The following is a 17,847-nucleotide window of genomic DNA, read 5'->3' as shown; positions in this document are numbered from 1 at the left end:
TCATGTTTCTTTTTAAAATAGACTTGCAGTTTTTTAATGGTGAAAAAACAGAAAAGGCGACACCTAGGAAAAAAAAGCAAGCAAGAGAAGAAGGTCAAGTTTTACAAAGTAGAGAAATAAACTCTGCACTGATTCTATTATTTACGTTTTGTGTATTGAACTTAATGGGAAGTTATATCTATTATAATTTCGTAGGATTTACCAAAAATATTCTTTTAGAAATAAAGAGAATAGATGAGCTATTCAGTGTAGGAGGTATTCATAAACTATTTATTCAGTCTATCTTTTTGACTGCAAAAATTGTGATACCAATCCTAGCAGCAGCTTTTATTACGGGATTGATTTGTAGTTATATGCAAGTAGGTTTTTTATTTACAACAAAACCTTTGACACCTAAATTTAGCAAATTAAATCCAATTAATGGACTTAAAAAGTTTTTTTCTATGAGACCACTGATTGAATTATTTAAATCTCTTGTGAAAATTTGTGCAGTAGGATATGTTATTTTTGGTTATATAATAAAGCAATCGAAAAATATACTAAACGTTATGGATATGGAGATGCTACAGATAGCAGGCTACGTAGGAAAAACGATAGTTAACATTGCTTTTCGTGCTGCTATGGTCTTACTTGTTTTAGCAGTGGTTGATTATTTTTATCAAAAATGGGAATTTGAAAAAGAGTTAAGAATGTCAAAGCAAGAGATAAAAGAAGAATATAAGCAAATGGAAGGAGATCCTAAAATAAAAGCTAAGATTAAAGAAAAGCAACGTCAAATGTCTATGGGAAGAATGATGCAGGATATTCCTAATGCTGATGTAATTATCACGAACCCAACCCATTATGCTATTGCAATTAGATATGATAGCAACATTGAAGATGCACCTATAGTACTTGCAAAAGGAAAAGATCTTATAGCACAAAAAATAAAAAAAATAGCTTCAGAAAATGATATTGTGATTGTAGAAAATAAGCCTCTAGCACGAGCCATTTATTCTACTGTTGATATAGGAGATTATATTCCTCCAGATCTGTATCAAGCAGTTGCAGAAGTTTTAGCTTATGTATATAGAATTAAAAATATTTATTAGGAGGAATAAAAATGAAATTTGGTGATATTGTTGTATCACTTGCAGTTATAGCAGTTATAATAATAATTATCATGCCAATACCATTAATTGTTGTAGATATATTGTTAAGCTTGAATATTTCATTATCAATGCTTATTTTGCTCATTGCAATATATAATAAGGAACCATTAGAATTTGCAGTTTTTCCTTCTATGTTACTATTAACTACATTATTTAGATTATCTTTAAATATTTCTACTACTAGATATATTCTTTCTAAAGGTAATGCGGGAGCTGTTATCGAGGCATTTGGACAATTTGTTGTAGGTGGTAATGCTGTTGTTGGATTTATTATATTTTTGATTATTATTATCATACAATTCATGGTAATTACCAAAGGTGCAGAAAGAGTATCAGAAGTAGCAGCAAGATTTACACTAGATGCGATGCCAGGAAAACAAATGGCGATTGATGCTGATTTAAATTCAGGTTTAATTACTGAAGCAGAAGCACGGGAAAGAAGAATGCGCATTCAAAATGAAGCGGATTTTTATGGAGCAATGGATGGAGCTAGTAAATTTGTAAAAGGAGATGCTATTGCAGGGATTATTATAACTATTATTAATATTACAGCAGGCTTTGTTTTAGGAATGCTCGGTAAAGGGTTAAGCTTTATGGAAGCACTTCAAAAATACACTTTATTGACGGTTGGAGATGGTTTAGTAAGTCAAATTCCTGCGCTTTTGATTTCAACAGCGACAGGTATTGTAGTAACAAGAGCTGCCTCTGATTCAGATTTAGGAAATGATGTAATAAAGCAGCTGTTTAGACAGCCTAAAATAATGTTTATTATTGCTGGTGTATTATTATTTTTAGGATTGACACCACTTCCAGATCTTCCTTATTTCTTATTAAGTGGTGTATTTGTGTATTTAGGCTTCATGCTTAAAAAATCTATTCAAGAAAGCATTGTTGAAGAGGAGGAAGTTCATCAAGATACAGAGGCTGAAGATATAAGAAAGCCAGAAAATGTACTTCCATTACTACAAGTAGATCCAATTGAATTAGAATTTGGGTATGGGATTATTCCATTAGCAGATCCTAATCAAGGTGGAGACTTATTTGACAGGTTAGTTATGATTAGAAGGCAATGTGCACTCGAATTAGGAATTATTGTACCTATGATAAGGCTTAGGGATAATATACAATTAGAATCTAATCAATATGTAATTAAAATAAAAGGAATAGATGTGGCAGCAGGAAATATTGTATTTGATCACTATTTAGCAATGAATCCAGGTACAGCTGAAGGAGATATTAGTGGAATTGATACAGTAGAGCCTGCTTTTGGACTACCTGCAAAATGGATACAAGAGGACGAAAGAGAAAAAGCAGAAATTTTTGGATACACGGTTGTAGATCCTTCTTCAGTAATATCAACTCATCTTACTGAAATTATTAAAAGACATGCTCATGAGCTATTAGGAAGGCAAGAGGTTAAATCTTTACTTGATAATGTAAAAGAACATAATGAGGCATTGATTGATGAACTTGTACCTAAAATCATGTCTTTAGGAGAGATTCAAAAAGTACTTTCTAATTTATTAAGAGAGGGTATATCTATAAGAGATATGGTAACTATTTTAGAAACACTTGCAGATTATGGAACAATTACAAGAGATACAGAAATGTTAACAGAATATGTAAGGCAGTCACTTTCAAGGGCTATTACAAAACAGTTTATCGATGGAGATCATGTGAAAGTTATCACACTTGATCAGAGCTTAGAGCAGACCATTATGGAATCAATTCAGCAAACAGAGCATGGATCATATTTAAATCTAGATCCAAATATAGCACAAGCAGTTTTGAACAACTTGGCAACACAAATTGAAAAATTGATGTCTGTTGGGGAACAACCAATAATATTAACTTCTCCTATTGTGAGAGGCTATTTTAAAAAGTTAACAGAACAATTAACTCCTGAATTGATAGTTCTGTCTTATAATGAGATCGATTCAAAAATTGAAGTACAGTCTATTGGGGTGGTGAGTGCATAATATGAAGGTAAAAAGGTATATAGCTAATGATGCACAGGAGGCTATGCTAAAAGTAAAGTCTGAGCTAGGAGCAAATGCAGTAATCTTGCATTCAAGAAAGATTAAAAGACCAGGTTTTTTAGGATTGTTTAAAAAACCACTTATTGAGATGGTTGCTGCTGTTGAAGAAAATGAAAGAAAGAAAAAATATAATATTAAAAATGAAAAAAAATATATAAATAATCAAGGAGAATTCAATAAGATTGACGAATTAAAACAACAAGTAGGAAATATTGAAAATTTATTAAATAATTTTATTCATAAAATTGATAATGTTGAACAGACTGACGAAGTAAAAAGGCCGATATTATTTGATAAATATTATAACCATCTTATAGAAAATAATATTGAAAAAAGCATAGCAGAAAAGATCATGAATATAGCGGTAAAGCAAGTTAGCTTTTCAAGTGAAAATGAAGAAGTTATAAATAAAGCAATAAAAATAATTATACGAGAATATTTAGGAACCCCCAATATGATAAATGAAGATAGCAAAGATCAGAAAAAAATAATTTTAGTTGGTCCTACTGGCGTTGGGAAAACAACAACCCTTGCAAAATTAGCAGCTAGGTTTGCTATTGGAAAAAATAAATCTGTTGGATTGATTACAGCGGATACCTATAGAATTGCTGCGGTAGAACAGTTGCGAACTTATAGTGAAATTTTAGATATTCCAATAAAAGTAATATATGAGCCTGAAGAAATCCAAGAAGCTATAGAAGAATTTAAAGATAAGGATATTATTTTAATAGATACAGCAGGTCGCAACCATAGATCAGCAGAACAACTAGAGGAAGTAAAAAAACTGATTAGTTATATAGAAAATCCAGATATTTTTTTAGTAATTAGTGTTACAACTGGGTATAAAGATATAAAAAGCATTATAAAAGCCTATGATTTTATAGAAGATTATCATCTATTGTTTACAAAATTAGATGAAGCAACTGGAGTAGGGAATATATTAAATGCAAAAATTTTGACTAACAAAAAACTCTCTTATATTACAACAGGGCAAAGTGTTCCAGATGATATTGAATATGCAAATTCAGAAAAAATCGCGAATATAATTGTAGGTGAATTGTATGAATGATCAGGCTAAAAAGCTAAGAGAGATCATTAATAATCTTAAAAAGAAAAATGAAAATCAAAATAATCTTACAATTTCAGAAAATGTTACCGATAATAATAATACAAGAGTGATTACTATCACTAGTGGAAAAGGTGGTGTGGGGAAATCAAATTTCACTATTAATTTAGCATTAGCACTTAGCAAGTTAGGATATAAAATTACAATTTTAGATGCTGATTTAGGTTGTGCAAATATTGATGTGATTTTAGGGATTATTCCTAAATATACACTAGCCAATGTAATTAGAAGAGAAAAGAAATTAGAGGAAGTTCTTATTGAAGGACCTGAAGGGATAAGATTAATATCAGGAGGATCAGGATTAAGAGAATTAACTAATTTGACAGAAGAACAAATAGTTAATTTAATGAATAATCTTAGGAGTCTTGGGAAAAATACAGATTTTATTTTGATTGATACAGGTGCAGGTATTAATAACTCAGTGCTATCATTTATAGAAGCGACAAGTGAGGTTATTTTAGTAACTACACCTGAACCTACATCTATTACAGATGCATATGCAGTGCTTAAAAACATTATATTAGGGGATGATGAAAAGGTAGTAAGGGTTCTTGTAAATAGAGTGGAGAATAGTCAGGAAGGCTTAGAAATTTTTAACAAATTAAATATGGCATCGCAAAAATTTTTAAACATATCTTTGCAAAGGCTAGGATATTTATATGATGATCATTTAGTTTCTAAATCTGTAAAATTACAAAAACCTGTTCTTTTAAGTTATCCAAATAGCTTAGTTAGTAAAGGTGTAGAGACAATAGCATCTCGACTTATTAATGAGTCTAATTCAGAAATATTTGAAGTAAGTGGCTTGAAGAGATTCATTCATAAATTTATATATAGTTGTAAAAAGACATCATAAGTTAATCAAGATTGAAAAGGAATGAAAGTAGGGTTTGTTTATGAAGGAAAACAGGCTTCCGAAGGTTGGAATGAAAATAGGAATTGAGTTATTAGATTCTAAGATCAATAATGATAAAGAATTGGTTAGTCAAGTTATGGATATTATAGATAATTATTCTATGTTTATTGCAATGCCGATATATAAAAATGTAGTTTTACCAATATCTATTGGGGAAACAATACAAATCACATATTATAAACATAATCTAGGAGTATATGCATTTAAAGCGAAGGTAGTAGGTCGAAAAAAAGCATCAGATATATACTATATGAAAGTTGAAAGGATAGGAGACATTTTTAGGGTACAAAGAAGGGATTTCTATAGATTAGAGGTAATATTAAATGCACAAATAAGAGTTATTGAGCCTGATTCTGATAATGAGCAGATGATTCCCGCTCTAACAAAGGATATCAGTGGTGGAGGTTTAAGAGTCCTCAGTAAAGAAGCTTTAAAAGTAGGTAGTATTGTAGAAATAACTATTCAAGCTGAAAAACAAGTTTTCACTGTAAGAGGAGAAGTTTTAAGATGTGTACCCTATGAAGAATCTAAATATAAATTTGATATAGGAATCATTTTAAAAGATATTCCAGAAAAAGTTAGAGAATCCATAATATCCTTTATTTTTGATTATCAAAGAAAAATGAGAAAAAAAGGATTGATTTAGATGAAAAAGGTAAAAGTTTTAGTAGTGGATGATTCCGCATTTATGCGTAAAGTAATTTCAGATATTATTACTTTAGATAAAGATTTAACAGTTATAGATACAGCAAGAAATGGTCAAGAAGCTATAAAAAAAATAAATGAGTGTTCTCCAGATGTTGTTACAATGGACGTTGAGATGCCTATTATGGATGGTATAACAGCTTTAAAAGCTATTATGCAAAAGACACCTCTACCAGTAGTTATGTTAAGTAGTATAACAAAAGAAGGAGCAGATGCTACATTAAAAGCATTAGAGCTAGGTGCTGTAGATTTTATTACAAAACCCACAAATATATTTAAAATGAATACAGAAGATATGAAGGTTCAATTAACCGAAACTATTAAGGTAGCTTCACGGGTGAATGTAAAGTCTAAATATATCAATCAAGCTCGAAAAACAAAAAACATATTGAATAGATCTATAATCTACAAGGAGAATAAATCCATAAAAAAGATTGTGGCTATAGGGACCTCGACAGGTGGACCAAGAGCTCTACAGGAGGTTATACCATATTTACCTAAAAATATACCAGCAAGTATCATTATTGTGCAACATATGCCTGCAGGCTTTACGAAGTCTTTAGCAGAGCGATTAAATAATTTATCAGAGATAAAAGTTAAGGAAGCAGAGAATCATGATCAATTACTGCCTGGATATGCATATATTGCTCCAGGAGGATATCATCTAAAAATTTTGAAATCCGCAAGTGATTATAAAATAAGCCTTACAAAAGAACCTCCCGTTTCGGGACATAGACCTTCCGTAGATGTGATGATGAATTCCTTAGCACAACTAGAACTGGACAACTTGATCGGTGTAATTATGACAGGAATGGGTTCAGATGGTGCTATGGGAATGAAGAATATAAAACAAAAAAATGGATATACAATAGCACAAGATGAAGCAACATGTGTAGTTTATGGCATGCCGAAATCTGCTGTTAACTTAGGTTGCATTGATGAGGTGGTGCCATTGCAGGATATTGCTGAAACGATAACAAAAATTGTGGGGGTGTAGGATAGATGGATATGAATCAGTATTTGGAGATTTTTATTGAAGAATCAAAAGAACACTTAGAAAATATGAATCAAAGTTTATTAGAATTAGAGAATAATCATAGTGATATAAGTCTTGTACATGAAATTTTTAGGATTGCCCATACATTAAAGGGTATGTCTGCTACCATGGGATTTAATAAAGTGGCTAATCTTACTCATGAAATGGAAAATGTACTTCAATTATTGAGAAGTAATGAAATAGAACTTTCAGAAAAAATTGTAGATGTTTTATTTGAATGTCTTGATACTTTAGAAGGATATATTAATCAAATTGCAAATTCAGGAGAGGAAGGGGAATTGGATTCTGATTATTTAGTTAAAAAATTAAATCAGATTCTCCAAGGAGAACCTGAAAGTGAAAATAACTCTAAAGAAGAAGTTTCAAGTACTAATGAATCTAATAGCAATGATATCCATATAGAAGTGGAAGAATTTTCAAAAAATGTGGCGTTAAAAGCTGCTGCTGAAGGATTTAATTGTTATAAGATGCAGATAGATTTGAATCCTAATTGTATGTTAAAGGCTGCAAGAGCTTTTATTATTTTTAATACTCTTGAAAAAGATTGTGAAATATTAAAATCAAATCCACCTGTTGAGGATATAGAGGATGAAAAGTTTGATACAGACTTTGAATTAATTATTATTTCAAAGGTGGATGGTGAAACAATAAGAAAAAGAATTATGAATATATCAGAAGTAGAAAATGTACTTATTGAAGAAATCGATGTTAATGAATTAAATATACAAGCTAAAGACATAGAAACGGTTGAAGAAGAAAGAACAGTAGATACTAAAAATAAAGAAAAAGATGAAAAAAAATCAAATAAATCTAAAAAGCCTAAATTAGGAAAAACCGTAAGAGTAGATATAGATCGTTTAGACAATTTAATGAATCTTGTAAGCGAGTTAATTATCACAAGATCAAGACTAGAAGAAATGGATGATTCTGGAAGAAAACATGATATAAATGAAGCTGTTGAATATCTTGGAAGAATCACAACAAGTTTACATGATGCTGTAATGAAAGTAAGAATGGTTCCAATTGAGAGAGTTTTTAATAGGTTTCCAAGAATGGTAAGGGATCTTTCAAAAGAATTAGGAAAAGAAATTTCATTGGTTATGCTAGGAGAAGAAACAGAAGTAGATAGAACGGTTATTGATGAAATAGGTGATCCACTGATACATCTTATAAGAAATTCTATAGACCATGGAATAGAAGATCCAGAGACTAGAAAAAAACATGGTAAACCTGAAATTGGAACTGTTAAGCTTATTGCATATCCTGATGGAAATAGTGTTGTAATAGAAGTAGAAGATGATGGGCAAGGGATTAATATTGAAAAAGTAAAAGCTAAAGCAATTCAAAATGGATTGATTACAGAAGAACAAGCAGAAAATATAGATGAAAAAGAAGCTGTAAACTTATTATTTAAGTCTGGATTTAGTACGGCTGATAAAATATCTGATATATCAGGTAGAGGTGTTGGATTAGATGTTGTAAAGACTAAAATAGAGGCATTAGGTGGAATTGTTGAAGTAAAAACTTCTAAATCTGGAAGTACGTTTACTATAAGATTACCATTAACCCTTGCAATTATTCAAGCATTATTAGTGAATGTAGGTATGGAAAAATATGCAATTCCTTTGAATTCTATTAAGGAGATTGTAACAATTGACGCAAAAAGTATAAGAAAAATACAAGAACAAGAAGTCGTTCTTTATCGTAATACTACTTTACCAATACTAAGAATGAATAAAATTTTACAAGTAGATTCTGATGCTTGCGATGAAGAAGATTTGATTGTGGTTGTAGTAAAAAAAGGAGACAAGACAGCAGGCTTTGTAGTTGATAATTTAATAGGACAACAAGAAATTGTTATTAAGTCTTTAGGAAAATACTTATTAGGTATAAAGGCTATTGCAGGAGCTACAATTTTAGGAAATGGACAAGTTGCTCTTATTGTAGATATAAATTCCCTTTTCTAATGTGACTATGCTAAAAAAGGAGAGAAAATAATGGCTGAAAAGATAACTACAACAGATAATCAATATGTATTATTTAAGCTCGATAATGAGTATTATGGTATAGACATTCTTCATGTAGAGACCATAGAAAAAGTTATGGATATAACAAGAGTACCTCATGCACCATATTATGTTGAAGGTGTTATTAATCTAAGAGGCGAAGTAGTACCTGTTATTAATTTGAGGAAAAGATTTGATCTGCCACAGGTAGAACTGAATGATGAGTCTAGAATCATTATTATTTCTATTGAAGAGATAGTAGTAGGATTATTAGTAGATGCATCTTCGGAGGTTTTGCAGTTTGATACTGAAACTATTGATGATGTTCCTAATTTTTCAGATCGATTGAAAAATGATTATGTAAAAGGCATAGGAAAGGATAATGAAAGAATTATTATTTTATTGGACTTGAAAAAAGTTTTAGGAAATACAGATACAAACGAAGAACTGTAATAAAGTTAAGGTGGGAAGAATATGGGAATTTCTATAGAAGAAATGAATAATGTACAGTTGGATGTTTTGAAGGAAATAGGAAATATTGGTGCAGGAAATGCAGCTACAGCTCTTGCAAAAATGCTTAATAGAAAAATTGATATGAATGTGCCTAAAGTTGAAATATTAGAATTTAAGGAAGTAGCAGAGCTTTTAGGTGGCGCAGAAAAGCCTGTGTGTGGAATATATTTTAACTTTGAGGGTGATCTTACAGGAAATATTATGTTTTTATTAACAGTTAAATCTGCTAAAATGTTAGCCAATATGTTATTGTTTAAGGAAGAAGATTCAGATATTTTAACAGAAATTGACCAATCAGCCTTGCAAGAAATAGGAAATATTCTTTCAGGAGCATATGTATCATCTTTAACTACATTAACAGGATTGAATATGAAAATTTCTATTCCTTCTTTAACAATAGATATGGCTGGAGCAATACTTAGTGTGCCTATTATTCAGTATGGTCAAGTGGGTGATAAAGTTTTATTGATAGAAACAGAATTCAAAGAAGGTATGGATGATATAAAAGGTTATTTCTTTTTAGTTCCTGATGTAGAATCATTTGAAGTATTATTAAAAAGTTTAGGAGTCTTAGAATAATGGGAGAGATTATTAAAGTTGGTATGGCAGACTTAAATGTCACAAGAGGAGATGGGGTTTTAACTACATTAGGATTAGGATCGTGTGTAGGAGTAACTTTGTATGATCCCATAAAAAAAGTTGCAGGGCTTGCACATATTATGTTACCTTCTAGTAAAACAATAAGAAATAATACTAATCCAGCTAAATTTGCGGATACAGGGATACTTTTATTATTAGAAAAAGTTTTGAAATTAGGAGCTAGTAAGAGTAGATTGGTAAGTAAATTAGCTGGAGGAGCTCAAATGTTTTCTTTTTCAAACAAAAACGATATCATGAAAATAGGTGAAAGAAATGCACTTGCTTGCAAGGAGATGCTAAATGAATTAAAAATTCCAATATTAGCAGAAGATATTGGCGGTAATTTTGGTAGAACCATAGAGCTTTATGCGGATACAGGTATTATTGTTGTAAAAACAATTGGTCGTGGTACGAAACAAATATGAATGGAGTTATATTATATGAAAAGTATAAAATCCATACCTTATATAGTCATTATAGTTTCTATATTTATCAGCACTACTATTGCAATGATACAAAATATAAGCTTTAGCGCATATTTGAAAAGAACTATTTGTTTTTATCTTATTATATTTTTATCTGCTAAATGTTGCATTTATTATATATCAAAAGCAAAAGAATTATCAAGCAATAAAAATATAATAGATATGGTAATCCCTCCAGAAGAAATTGAGGTTGGGACAGATAAGGATGAAGTGGAAGATGATTTTATCCCCTTGGATTTAGAAAAGCATCAATTAGATACAAATATTAATGAATCTTAAGGGGGGGCAAAAAATGTCCAATATGAATTTATGGGATAAATATAGTAAAACACATGATAAAGAAATTAAAGATCAATTGATTCTTAAGTATATAGATCTTGTAAAAATTATTGCAGGTCGATTGTATGCTAACTATAGGAATAATGCTGAATTTGAGGATTTAGTTAGCTATGGTATATTTGGTCTATTAGATGCTATTGATAAATTTGATCCATCTAAGAATGTTAAATTTGAAACCTATGCATATATAAGAATAAGAGGAGCAATTATTGACCAACTAAGGACATTAGATTGGATTCCGAGGTCTGTTAGGCAGAAATATAAAAAAATTGAAGATGCTTATAAATCAATTGAGAATAAATTGGGAAGAAGTGCAAGTGATCAAGAAGTGGCTAAGGAATTAAAAGTATCAGTAGATGAATTAAACAGTATGCTTGGTGAAATACATTCCTTTTCTGTCATTTCATTAGAAGAAAAGATTTTAAATAATGCAAATTTTACGATTATAGATGAGGATATTAGCAATGAACCCCAACAAAATTTAGAACAAGAAGAAGTTAAAAAGATATTGCTAGAAACATTAAATGAGTTACCAGAAAGAGAGAAAAAAATTATTGAGTTATATTATTATTCAGAATTAACATATAAAGAAATTTCTGTAATATTAGGGGTTTCAGAATCTAGAATCTCTCAGTTGCATACAAAAGCGATTATGAAATTAAGGGGTAAATTAGCAAGACTTCTATAAAGGGAATAGGGTGGTGATGATTAGTGGACAGAAAATCCATTATCGTAGAAGGAAAAACTTTACAAGAAGCAATTAAAAACGGTTTAGAGCAATTAAATTTAAAATTTGAAAATGTAAATGTAGAGGTTTTAGAAGAGGGGAAAACCATTTTAAACTTTTTGAAAAAAAAGTTTAAAGTTAAATTAACTGAAAAAACATCAAAATTGGAAAAAAATCATACTTCTGAAAATACTAATGAAAATGGAAGGTTTGAATTAAATAATCAAGAAGGAAATGACTGTCTACTAATTATTCCTTCAAAAGGGGAAGGAAAACCAGTAAGTATAGAAGAGATTATTGTTGCATTAGAGGAAAAGGAAATTTATAACATTGATACAGAAAAGCTTAAAGCATATATAAAAGAAAATAAGTCTATTTCAATAAATATTAAAGATTTGGAAATAAGCAATCCAGTAGATGCAAAGGTGGAAATTGAGATATCAAAGGATGAAATGAAGGCCTATATGACTATTATACCTCCTAAGGGAGGTATAATGATTAAGAAAGAAGACATTGAAAGTATTTTAAAAGATAACCAGATTATATATGGAATAGATAAAGATTTAATTAATAGGATGATTGATGAAAAAAAATATAATCAAAAACAAGTTATCGCTATCGGAAAAAGTCCTATAAATGGACAGGATGGTAAAATAAAATATCATTTTAATACAGAGAATAAGGTTAAGTTACAAATATGTGAAGATGGAAAAGTAGATTATAAGGAATTGAATATTCTCCAATGTGTAAAAAAAGGAGATTGTATAGCAGAAAAAATTTTGCCTACAGATGGTATAGATGGAATGACTATTACAGGAAAAGTATTAAAGGCTAAATCAGGAAAAACTATTGGCTTTAAAAAAGGAAAAAATGTGATTGAAACTGAAGATGGACTAAAATTAATTGCAGAGGTAAATGGACAAGTCAAATTGAATAATGATAAGGTGGAAATTTTAAAAGTTTATGAAGTAAATGGAAATGTAGATCATTCAACAGGAAATATTCATTTTATTGGAAAAGTTATTGTCAGAGGAAATGTAAGGTCAGGATTTAAAATAGAATCTTCAGATGATGTTGAAGTGTATGGTGTAGTAGAAGGTGCAACGATTATTGCGGATGGAAATATTATACTTCATCAAGGAATTCATGGACAAAATGTTGGGAAATTAATTAGTAAGAAAGAGATTTTTTCAAAGTATATGGAGAGTTGTTTTGCAAAGGCGAATGGAAGTATATATGCAGAGGTTATTATGCATTGTAATTTAAGGTCTAAGGAATCTATTATTGCTTCAGGGAAAAAAGGTATGATTGTTGGTGGAGAAATAAGGGCAAATTTGGAAGTGAATGCAAATTGTATTGGTTCTCCTATGGCAACTGTTACAAAAATAGAAGTAGGAATCGATCCAGAGATAAAAGAGAGATATGAAAGCTTGAAACTAGAATCTGAGGCTTTGCATAAAAACAAGGAAAATATAAAAAAAGCAATAGAATTGCTGACGAAATTATCTAAAAATACTAAATTATCAAAAGAGAAACAAGCTATGCTAATGAAATCAAAAATCACAGAAAAATATTTAAATCAAAAAATAGAAAGTGTACATAAGACGCTTGATAATTTGCAGCATATTCTTCAAGATTTATCTAATGGAAGAATCAATGTATCATCTATAGTACATCCAGGAGTAAGAATAGTCATTGGAAATTCTGTTTATTATGTTAGAGATGATATTAAATGCACTACAATTTCAAGGGAAGATGGAGAAATAAAGATAGGTTCTTATTTAGGAAAGTAATAGGAGATGATAGGAATGTCCATAAGACCTATAGATTTTCAAGTATTAATGCCTAAAACTCAGCAACAGTCACAGGAAAACCAAGTTGCTAATAATAGAGTAAGGTTGGACCAAGAGTATTTGGTGCAACAAGACAAAATGAATATTGAGCATAAGCTAAAAAAAGTAAATGAATTTGAAAATAAAGATCATCCAAATATAAGGGATAAACAAGATAACCATCAAAAAGGCAGTAAAAAAAATAAAGGTAAGAAAAAGGAAAACGATACGCAGGTAAAAAATAAAAAAAAGAATGAAGTAAGAGCAATAAAAGGAATTGGAGCTAATATTGATATAAAAATATAAATGAAATGGTGAGCGAATATGGGTGATTATATATTTTTTTCTATAGGTATTATTATTGTAATAATATCTATTATAATGCTTAGAAAGAATACAAATATACAGTCTGAAATTAAATTTCAAAATAATGAAAGCAATGAAATCGAGTTATTAGCTAGCATTGATCTTGCAGAAAATATTATAAAAGAATTAAAAGAAATTAGTGAAGATACTATAAAAACTTTAGATGAAAAAACAGATGAAATTTATAAAATGATAAAAATATTAGATGAGAAAATGGAACAATATTCAAGTGTTCTTAACGAAAAAAAATCAAAAAATAATAGAGAATTTACAGGAGCAAGTTATAAATTAGATTTGTTAAATACAAAAAAAGAAGATGATGATTTAGATATTGATACAGATAAGAAAAAAATATTACAATTATATTATCAAGGATATACGCCAGCCCAAATAGCTAAAAAGGTTGATAAAGGTATTGGGGAGGTTCAATTGATATGTAGCCTAAAAAAGAGGTGATCATTTGAGAAGGGACGTATTAGTAGGTGTATTTTTAGGTATTGGGATAGGATTAATATTATCATCGGGATTTAATATGATTTTACATCAAAACAAAAGGATTATAGATGAAGAATTTATTAAATCAGAGGCAAAAAAAATAGGAATGATAGATCCTGTAGAATATTTTGATAAACGAGATATGAATATAAAAATAGATACAAAAGAAGACAAGGATAAAAAGATTATTATTGAAATTCAAAAAGGATATAAAAGTGAAGATGTTGCTAGAATATTAAAGGAAAATAATTTGATACGTTCTGAAGAGGAATTTTTAAATAAAATAAACAATAAAAACCTAGAGAATAAATTAAGATGGGGTAAATATGAATTTACATCAAAAGATTCAGAAGATCAAATTATAGAAAAAATAATTAAAGGAAAGAATGTAAAAGAATAAAAGCAATTAGTTTAAAAAAATTGTATATTCATACTGTAAATGGAAATAATATTTTTGTAATGGTGTAAAGTTTTAAAATTTATTATTGCAAAACTTATATAGACTATGTTATACTACTTAAGGTGATTAATAACACACACTCTGGAATTTTTAAAATGGTGCCTAAAGGTCTTTTAAAAAGATGAACAGAGTGGAGGGAAAAAACCAAGGAGGTGAAGAACATGGCAGTTATTTCAATGAAACAATTGCTAGAAGCAGGAGTACATTTTGGACATCAAACAAGAAGATGGAATCCAAAAATGGCAGAGTACATTTTCACAGAAAGAAATGGTATTTATATTATTGACCTACAAAAAACAGTAAAAAAAGTTGAAGAAGCTTATGCTTTCCTTAAGGAAGTAGCAGAGGGTGACAATACAGTTCTTTTTGTAGGAACAAAAAAACAAGCTCAAGAATCAATTGAGCAAGAAGCAAAAAGATGTGGAATGTATTATGTTAACCAAAGATGGCTTGGAGGTATGTTAACAAACTTTAAGACAATCAGAAAAAGAATTGATCGTCTTCATGAGTTAACAAAAATGGAAGAAGAGGGAATGTTCGATGTTCTTCCTAAGAAAGAAGTAATCAAGCTTAAGCATGAGCAAGAAAAGCTGGAAAGATTCTTAGGTGGAATAAAAGAAATGAAGGAACTTCCAGCTGCAATTTTTGTAGTTGATCCAAGAAAAGAAAGAATCGCAGTTAGAGAAGCACAAATATTAGGAATACCTGTAGTAGGTATTGTAGATACTAACTGTGATCCTGATGAAGTAGATTATGTAATTCCTGCAAATGATGATGCTATAAGAGCAGTTAAGTTAATTACTGCAAAAATGGCAGATGCGATCATTGAAGCAAAACAAGGCGAACAAATGGAAGAATAATTTGTAAGAGGGTAAGGGTGACGAAGGAATGAATTTCCTTCCTTCTCTTACCTCTTCTATTATATTACAATGTACTTGAGGAGGCGTTCTTATATGGCTATTACAGCAGCTATGGTTAAAGAACTAAGAGGAAAAACTGGTGCTGGAATGATGGATTGTAAAAAAGCTTTAACTGAAGCAGATGGAGACATGGAAAAAGCAATTGAAGTTTTAAGAGAAAAGGGATTAGCAAAAGCAGCTAAGAAATCAGGAAGAATTGCAGCAGAAGGTCTTGTTGAAGCTTACATACATGGTGGAAGAATTGGTGTATTAGTTGAAGTAAACAGTGAAACAGACTTTGTTGCAAAAAATGATGAGTTCAAGCAATTTGTTAAAGATATTGCTATGCAAGTTGCAGCAGCAAATCCACAATACATAAAAAGAGAAGATATTCCACAAGATGTTATAGAAAAAGAAAAAGAAATTCTAAGACATCAAGCTTTAAATGAAGGAAAGCCTGAAAAAATCGTTGATAAAATGGTAACAGGAAGAATTGAAAAATACTATAAAGAAGTATGTTTATTAGAACAACCTTTTATTAAAGATCCAGATGTTACAATTCAAGATTTATTAAATCAAAAAATAGCGAAAATCGGAGAAAATATATCTATTAGAAGATTTGCAAGATTTGAAGTAGGCGAAGGAATTGAAAAGAAAGAAGAAAATTTTGCAGAGGAAGTAGCTAAACAAATAAATAGCTAATTTTAAAAATTAAACATAGAGAACACAGTTTGTGTTCTCTTTTTTAAAATAAGATGTATATAAAATTAAAGGTTTCTAGTAACATTTGTAGAATAATAAAAACGGAGGGTGTATATAGTGGGGCCTAGATATAGAAGAGTCATACTAAAATTAAGTGGAGAAGCTTTAGCAGGAGAAAAAGGTTTTGGTTTAGATGGAGAGACTCTTGATGCAATTGCAGCACAAGTAAAAGAAATTTCTAAATTAGGCGTTGAAGTTTCCATTGTAGTGGGTGGTGGAAATTTTTGGAGAGGTCGTAGTGGAGAAGGAATGGATCGTACAACAGCTGATTATATGGGAATGTTAGCTACGGTTATCAATGCGTTGGCATTGCAGGATGCTCTTGAAAGTATTGGTGTTTTAACTCGCGTTCAAACAGCAATTGAAATGAGACAAATTGCAGAGCCATATATAAGAAGAAAAGCAGTAAGACACCTAGAAAAAGGCAGAGTTGTTATTTTTGCTGCTGGAACAGGAAATCCTTATTTTTCAACTGATACAACAGCTGCATTGAGAGCAGCTGAAATTGAAGCAGAGGTAATTCTTTTAGCTAAGAAGGTAGATGGTGTATATGATTCTGACCCTAATATTAATCCAGATGCTAAGAAATTTGATGAACTTTCATATATTGATGTATTAAGTAAAGGATTAGGGGTAATGGACTCAACAGCTACTTCACTTTGCATGGATAATAAAATTCCAATTGTTGTATTTGGTTTAAATGAGCCAGAAAACATTAAAAGAGTTATCTTAGGTGAAAAAATTGGTACATTCGTAAAGGAGGATTAAAACATGAAGCTACAAATTCATAAAGAATTAGAAGAAAAAATGCAAAAAACTATTAGAGTATTTAAGGAAGATTTAAATGCTATTCGTGCGGGAAGAGCTAACCCAGCATTACTAGACAAGATTGTTGTAGAATATTATGGAAGTCCTACACCATTGAAACAAATAGCAAGTGTATCGGCTCCTGAACCAAGACTTCTTGTGGTACAACCATATGATAAAACAGCTATACAAGCAATTGAAAAGGCAATATCTCAATCTGATTTAGGGATTAACCCATCTAATGATGGAAATGTTATTAGATTAGCAATTCCTCAGTTAACGGAAGAACGAAGAAAAGAGTTAGTAAAAGTTGTTAAGAAGACAGGAGAAAATGCGAAAATTGCTTTAAGGAACGAAAGAAGAGAAGCTAATGATAAATTGAAGAAAATGCAAAAAGATGGTGAATTAACAGAAGATGATTTAAAAAAGGCGGAAGATGAAGTACAGAAGATGACAACTAAGTTCGGACAAATCATTGATGAATTGGTTAGTAAAAAGGAAAAAGAAATGTTGGAGGTATAAT

General features: G+C 30.2%; 20 protein-coding genes. All 20 read left to right on the top strand.

From position 1 onward, the window contains the following. The first annotated feature begins 2 nt into the window (after window positions 1–2). Window positions 3–1,091: a flagellar biosynthesis protein FlhB gene (gene flhB / locus KVH43_RS12395; RefSeq protein WP_218282831.1), complete on the top strand. Its 1,089-nt coding sequence runs from the start codon at window positions 3–5 to the stop codon at window positions 1,089–1,091. Window positions 1,092–1,102: 11 nt separating this feature from the next. After that, entirely contained in the window at window positions 1,103–3,130 is a 2,028-nt protein-coding gene (gene flhA / locus KVH43_RS12390; RefSeq protein WP_218282830.1) for a flagellar biosynthesis protein FlhA, read from the top strand. Between the two features lies 1 nt (window position 3,131). Further along, on the top strand, window positions 3,132–4,259 hold the full coding sequence (flhF, locus tag KVH43_RS12385) for a flagellar biosynthesis GTPase FlhF (protein ID WP_218282829.1): 1,128 nt from the start codon (window positions 3,132–3,134) through the stop codon (window positions 4,257–4,259). Beyond that, window positions 4,252–5,172 (top strand): MinD/ParA family protein, encoded by a 921-nt coding sequence (locus tag KVH43_RS12380; protein ID WP_218282828.1) that lies wholly within the window; start codon window positions 4,252–4,254, stop codon window positions 5,170–5,172. The genes flhF and KVH43_RS12380 overlap by 8 nt, the downstream gene beginning before the upstream one ends. A gap of 40 nt (window positions 5,173–5,212) precedes the next feature. After that, window positions 5,213–5,878 carry a flagellar brake protein gene (locus tag KVH43_RS12375; RefSeq protein WP_218282827.1) on the top strand — a complete coding sequence of 222 codons (666 nt, stop codon included), beginning with the start codon at window positions 5,213–5,215 and terminating at the stop codon, window positions 5,876–5,878. Next, window positions 5,879–6,934: a protein-glutamate methylesterase/protein-glutamine glutaminase gene (locus tag KVH43_RS12370; protein WP_218282826.1), complete on the top strand. Its 1,056-nt coding sequence runs from the start codon at window positions 5,879–5,881 to the stop codon at window positions 6,932–6,934. Window positions 6,935–6,939: 5 nt separating this feature from the next. Then, a complete protein-coding gene (locus tag KVH43_RS12365) occupies window positions 6,940–8,961 on the top strand; it encodes a chemotaxis protein CheA (RefSeq protein WP_218282825.1) in 2,022 nt (673 codons plus the stop codon). 30 nt (window positions 8,962–8,991) lie between these two features. Further along, window positions 8,992–9,453: a chemotaxis protein CheW gene (locus tag KVH43_RS12360; protein WP_218282824.1), complete on the top strand. Its 462-nt coding sequence runs from the start codon at window positions 8,992–8,994 to the stop codon at window positions 9,451–9,453. Window positions 9,454–9,474: 21 nt separating this feature from the next. Beyond that, complete coding sequence (locus KVH43_RS12355; protein WP_218282823.1) at window positions 9,475–10,092, top strand: chemotaxis protein CheC; 618 nt, start codon at window positions 9,475–9,477, stop codon at window positions 10,090–10,092. Further along, window positions 10,092–10,577: a chemotaxis protein CheD gene (locus tag KVH43_RS12350; RefSeq protein ID WP_218282822.1), complete on the top strand. Its 486-nt coding sequence runs from the start codon at window positions 10,092–10,094 to the stop codon at window positions 10,575–10,577. The genes KVH43_RS12355 and KVH43_RS12350 overlap by 1 nt, the downstream gene beginning before the upstream one ends. A 15-nt stretch (window positions 10,578–10,592) precedes the next feature. Further along, window positions 10,593–10,916: a hypothetical protein gene (locus KVH43_RS12345; protein WP_218282821.1), complete on the top strand. Its 324-nt coding sequence runs from the start codon at window positions 10,593–10,595 to the stop codon at window positions 10,914–10,916. Window positions 10,917–10,929: 13 nt separating this feature from the next. Beyond that, window positions 10,930–11,664 carry a FliA/WhiG family RNA polymerase sigma factor gene (locus KVH43_RS12340; protein WP_218282820.1) on the top strand — a complete coding sequence of 245 codons (735 nt, stop codon included), beginning with the start codon at window positions 10,930–10,932 and terminating at the stop codon, window positions 11,662–11,664. Between the two features lie 23 nt (window positions 11,665–11,687). After that, window positions 11,688–13,496, top strand: a complete 1,809-nt coding sequence (locus tag KVH43_RS12335) for a FapA family protein (RefSeq protein ID WP_218282819.1) — start codon at window positions 11,688–11,690, stop codon at window positions 13,494–13,496. Between the two features lie 15 nt (window positions 13,497–13,511). Next, window positions 13,512–13,841, top strand: a complete 330-nt coding sequence (locus tag KVH43_RS12330) for a hypothetical protein (protein WP_218282818.1) — start codon at window positions 13,512–13,514, stop codon at window positions 13,839–13,841. An 18-nt stretch (window positions 13,842–13,859) separates the two neighbouring features. Then, the gene (locus KVH43_RS12325; RefSeq protein WP_218282817.1) at window positions 13,860–14,357 is read left to right on the top strand and encodes a DUF6115 domain-containing protein; all 498 of its coding nucleotides are present in this window, start codon (window positions 13,860–13,862) and stop codon (window positions 14,355–14,357) included. Window positions 14,358–14,361: 4 nt separating this feature from the next. Continuing rightward, a complete protein-coding gene (locus tag KVH43_RS12320; RefSeq protein WP_218282816.1) occupies window positions 14,362–14,796 on the top strand; it encodes an MltG/YceG/YrrL family protein in 435 nt (144 codons plus the stop codon). Window positions 14,797–15,017: 221 nt separating this feature from the next. Beyond that, window positions 15,018–15,716 carry a 30S ribosomal protein S2 gene (rpsB, locus tag KVH43_RS12315; RefSeq protein WP_218282815.1) on the top strand — a complete coding sequence of 233 codons (699 nt, stop codon included), beginning with the start codon at window positions 15,018–15,020 and terminating at the stop codon, window positions 15,714–15,716. Window positions 15,717–15,809: 93 nt separating this feature from the next. After that, a complete protein-coding gene (gene tsf / locus KVH43_RS12310) occupies window positions 15,810–16,457 on the top strand; it encodes a translation elongation factor Ts (protein ID WP_218282814.1) in 648 nt (215 codons plus the stop codon). A 114-nt stretch (window positions 16,458–16,571) separates the two neighbouring features. Beyond that, a complete protein-coding gene (gene pyrH / locus KVH43_RS12305; RefSeq protein ID WP_218284168.1) occupies window positions 16,572–17,285 on the top strand; it encodes a UMP kinase in 714 nt (237 codons plus the stop codon). Window positions 17,286–17,288: 3 nt separating this feature from the next. Continuing rightward, complete coding sequence (frr, locus tag KVH43_RS12300) at window positions 17,289–17,846, top strand: ribosome recycling factor (RefSeq protein ID WP_218282813.1); 558 nt, start codon at window positions 17,289–17,291, stop codon at window positions 17,844–17,846. Window position 17,847 lies beyond the last annotated feature (1 nt).

Source organism: Crassaminicella indica (genome assembly GCF_019203185.1).
GTDB classification, from domain to species: Bacteria; Bacillota; Clostridia; order Peptostreptococcales; family Thermotaleaceae; genus Crassaminicella; species Crassaminicella indica.
This window is presented reverse-complemented; position numbering and strand designations above follow the sequence as displayed.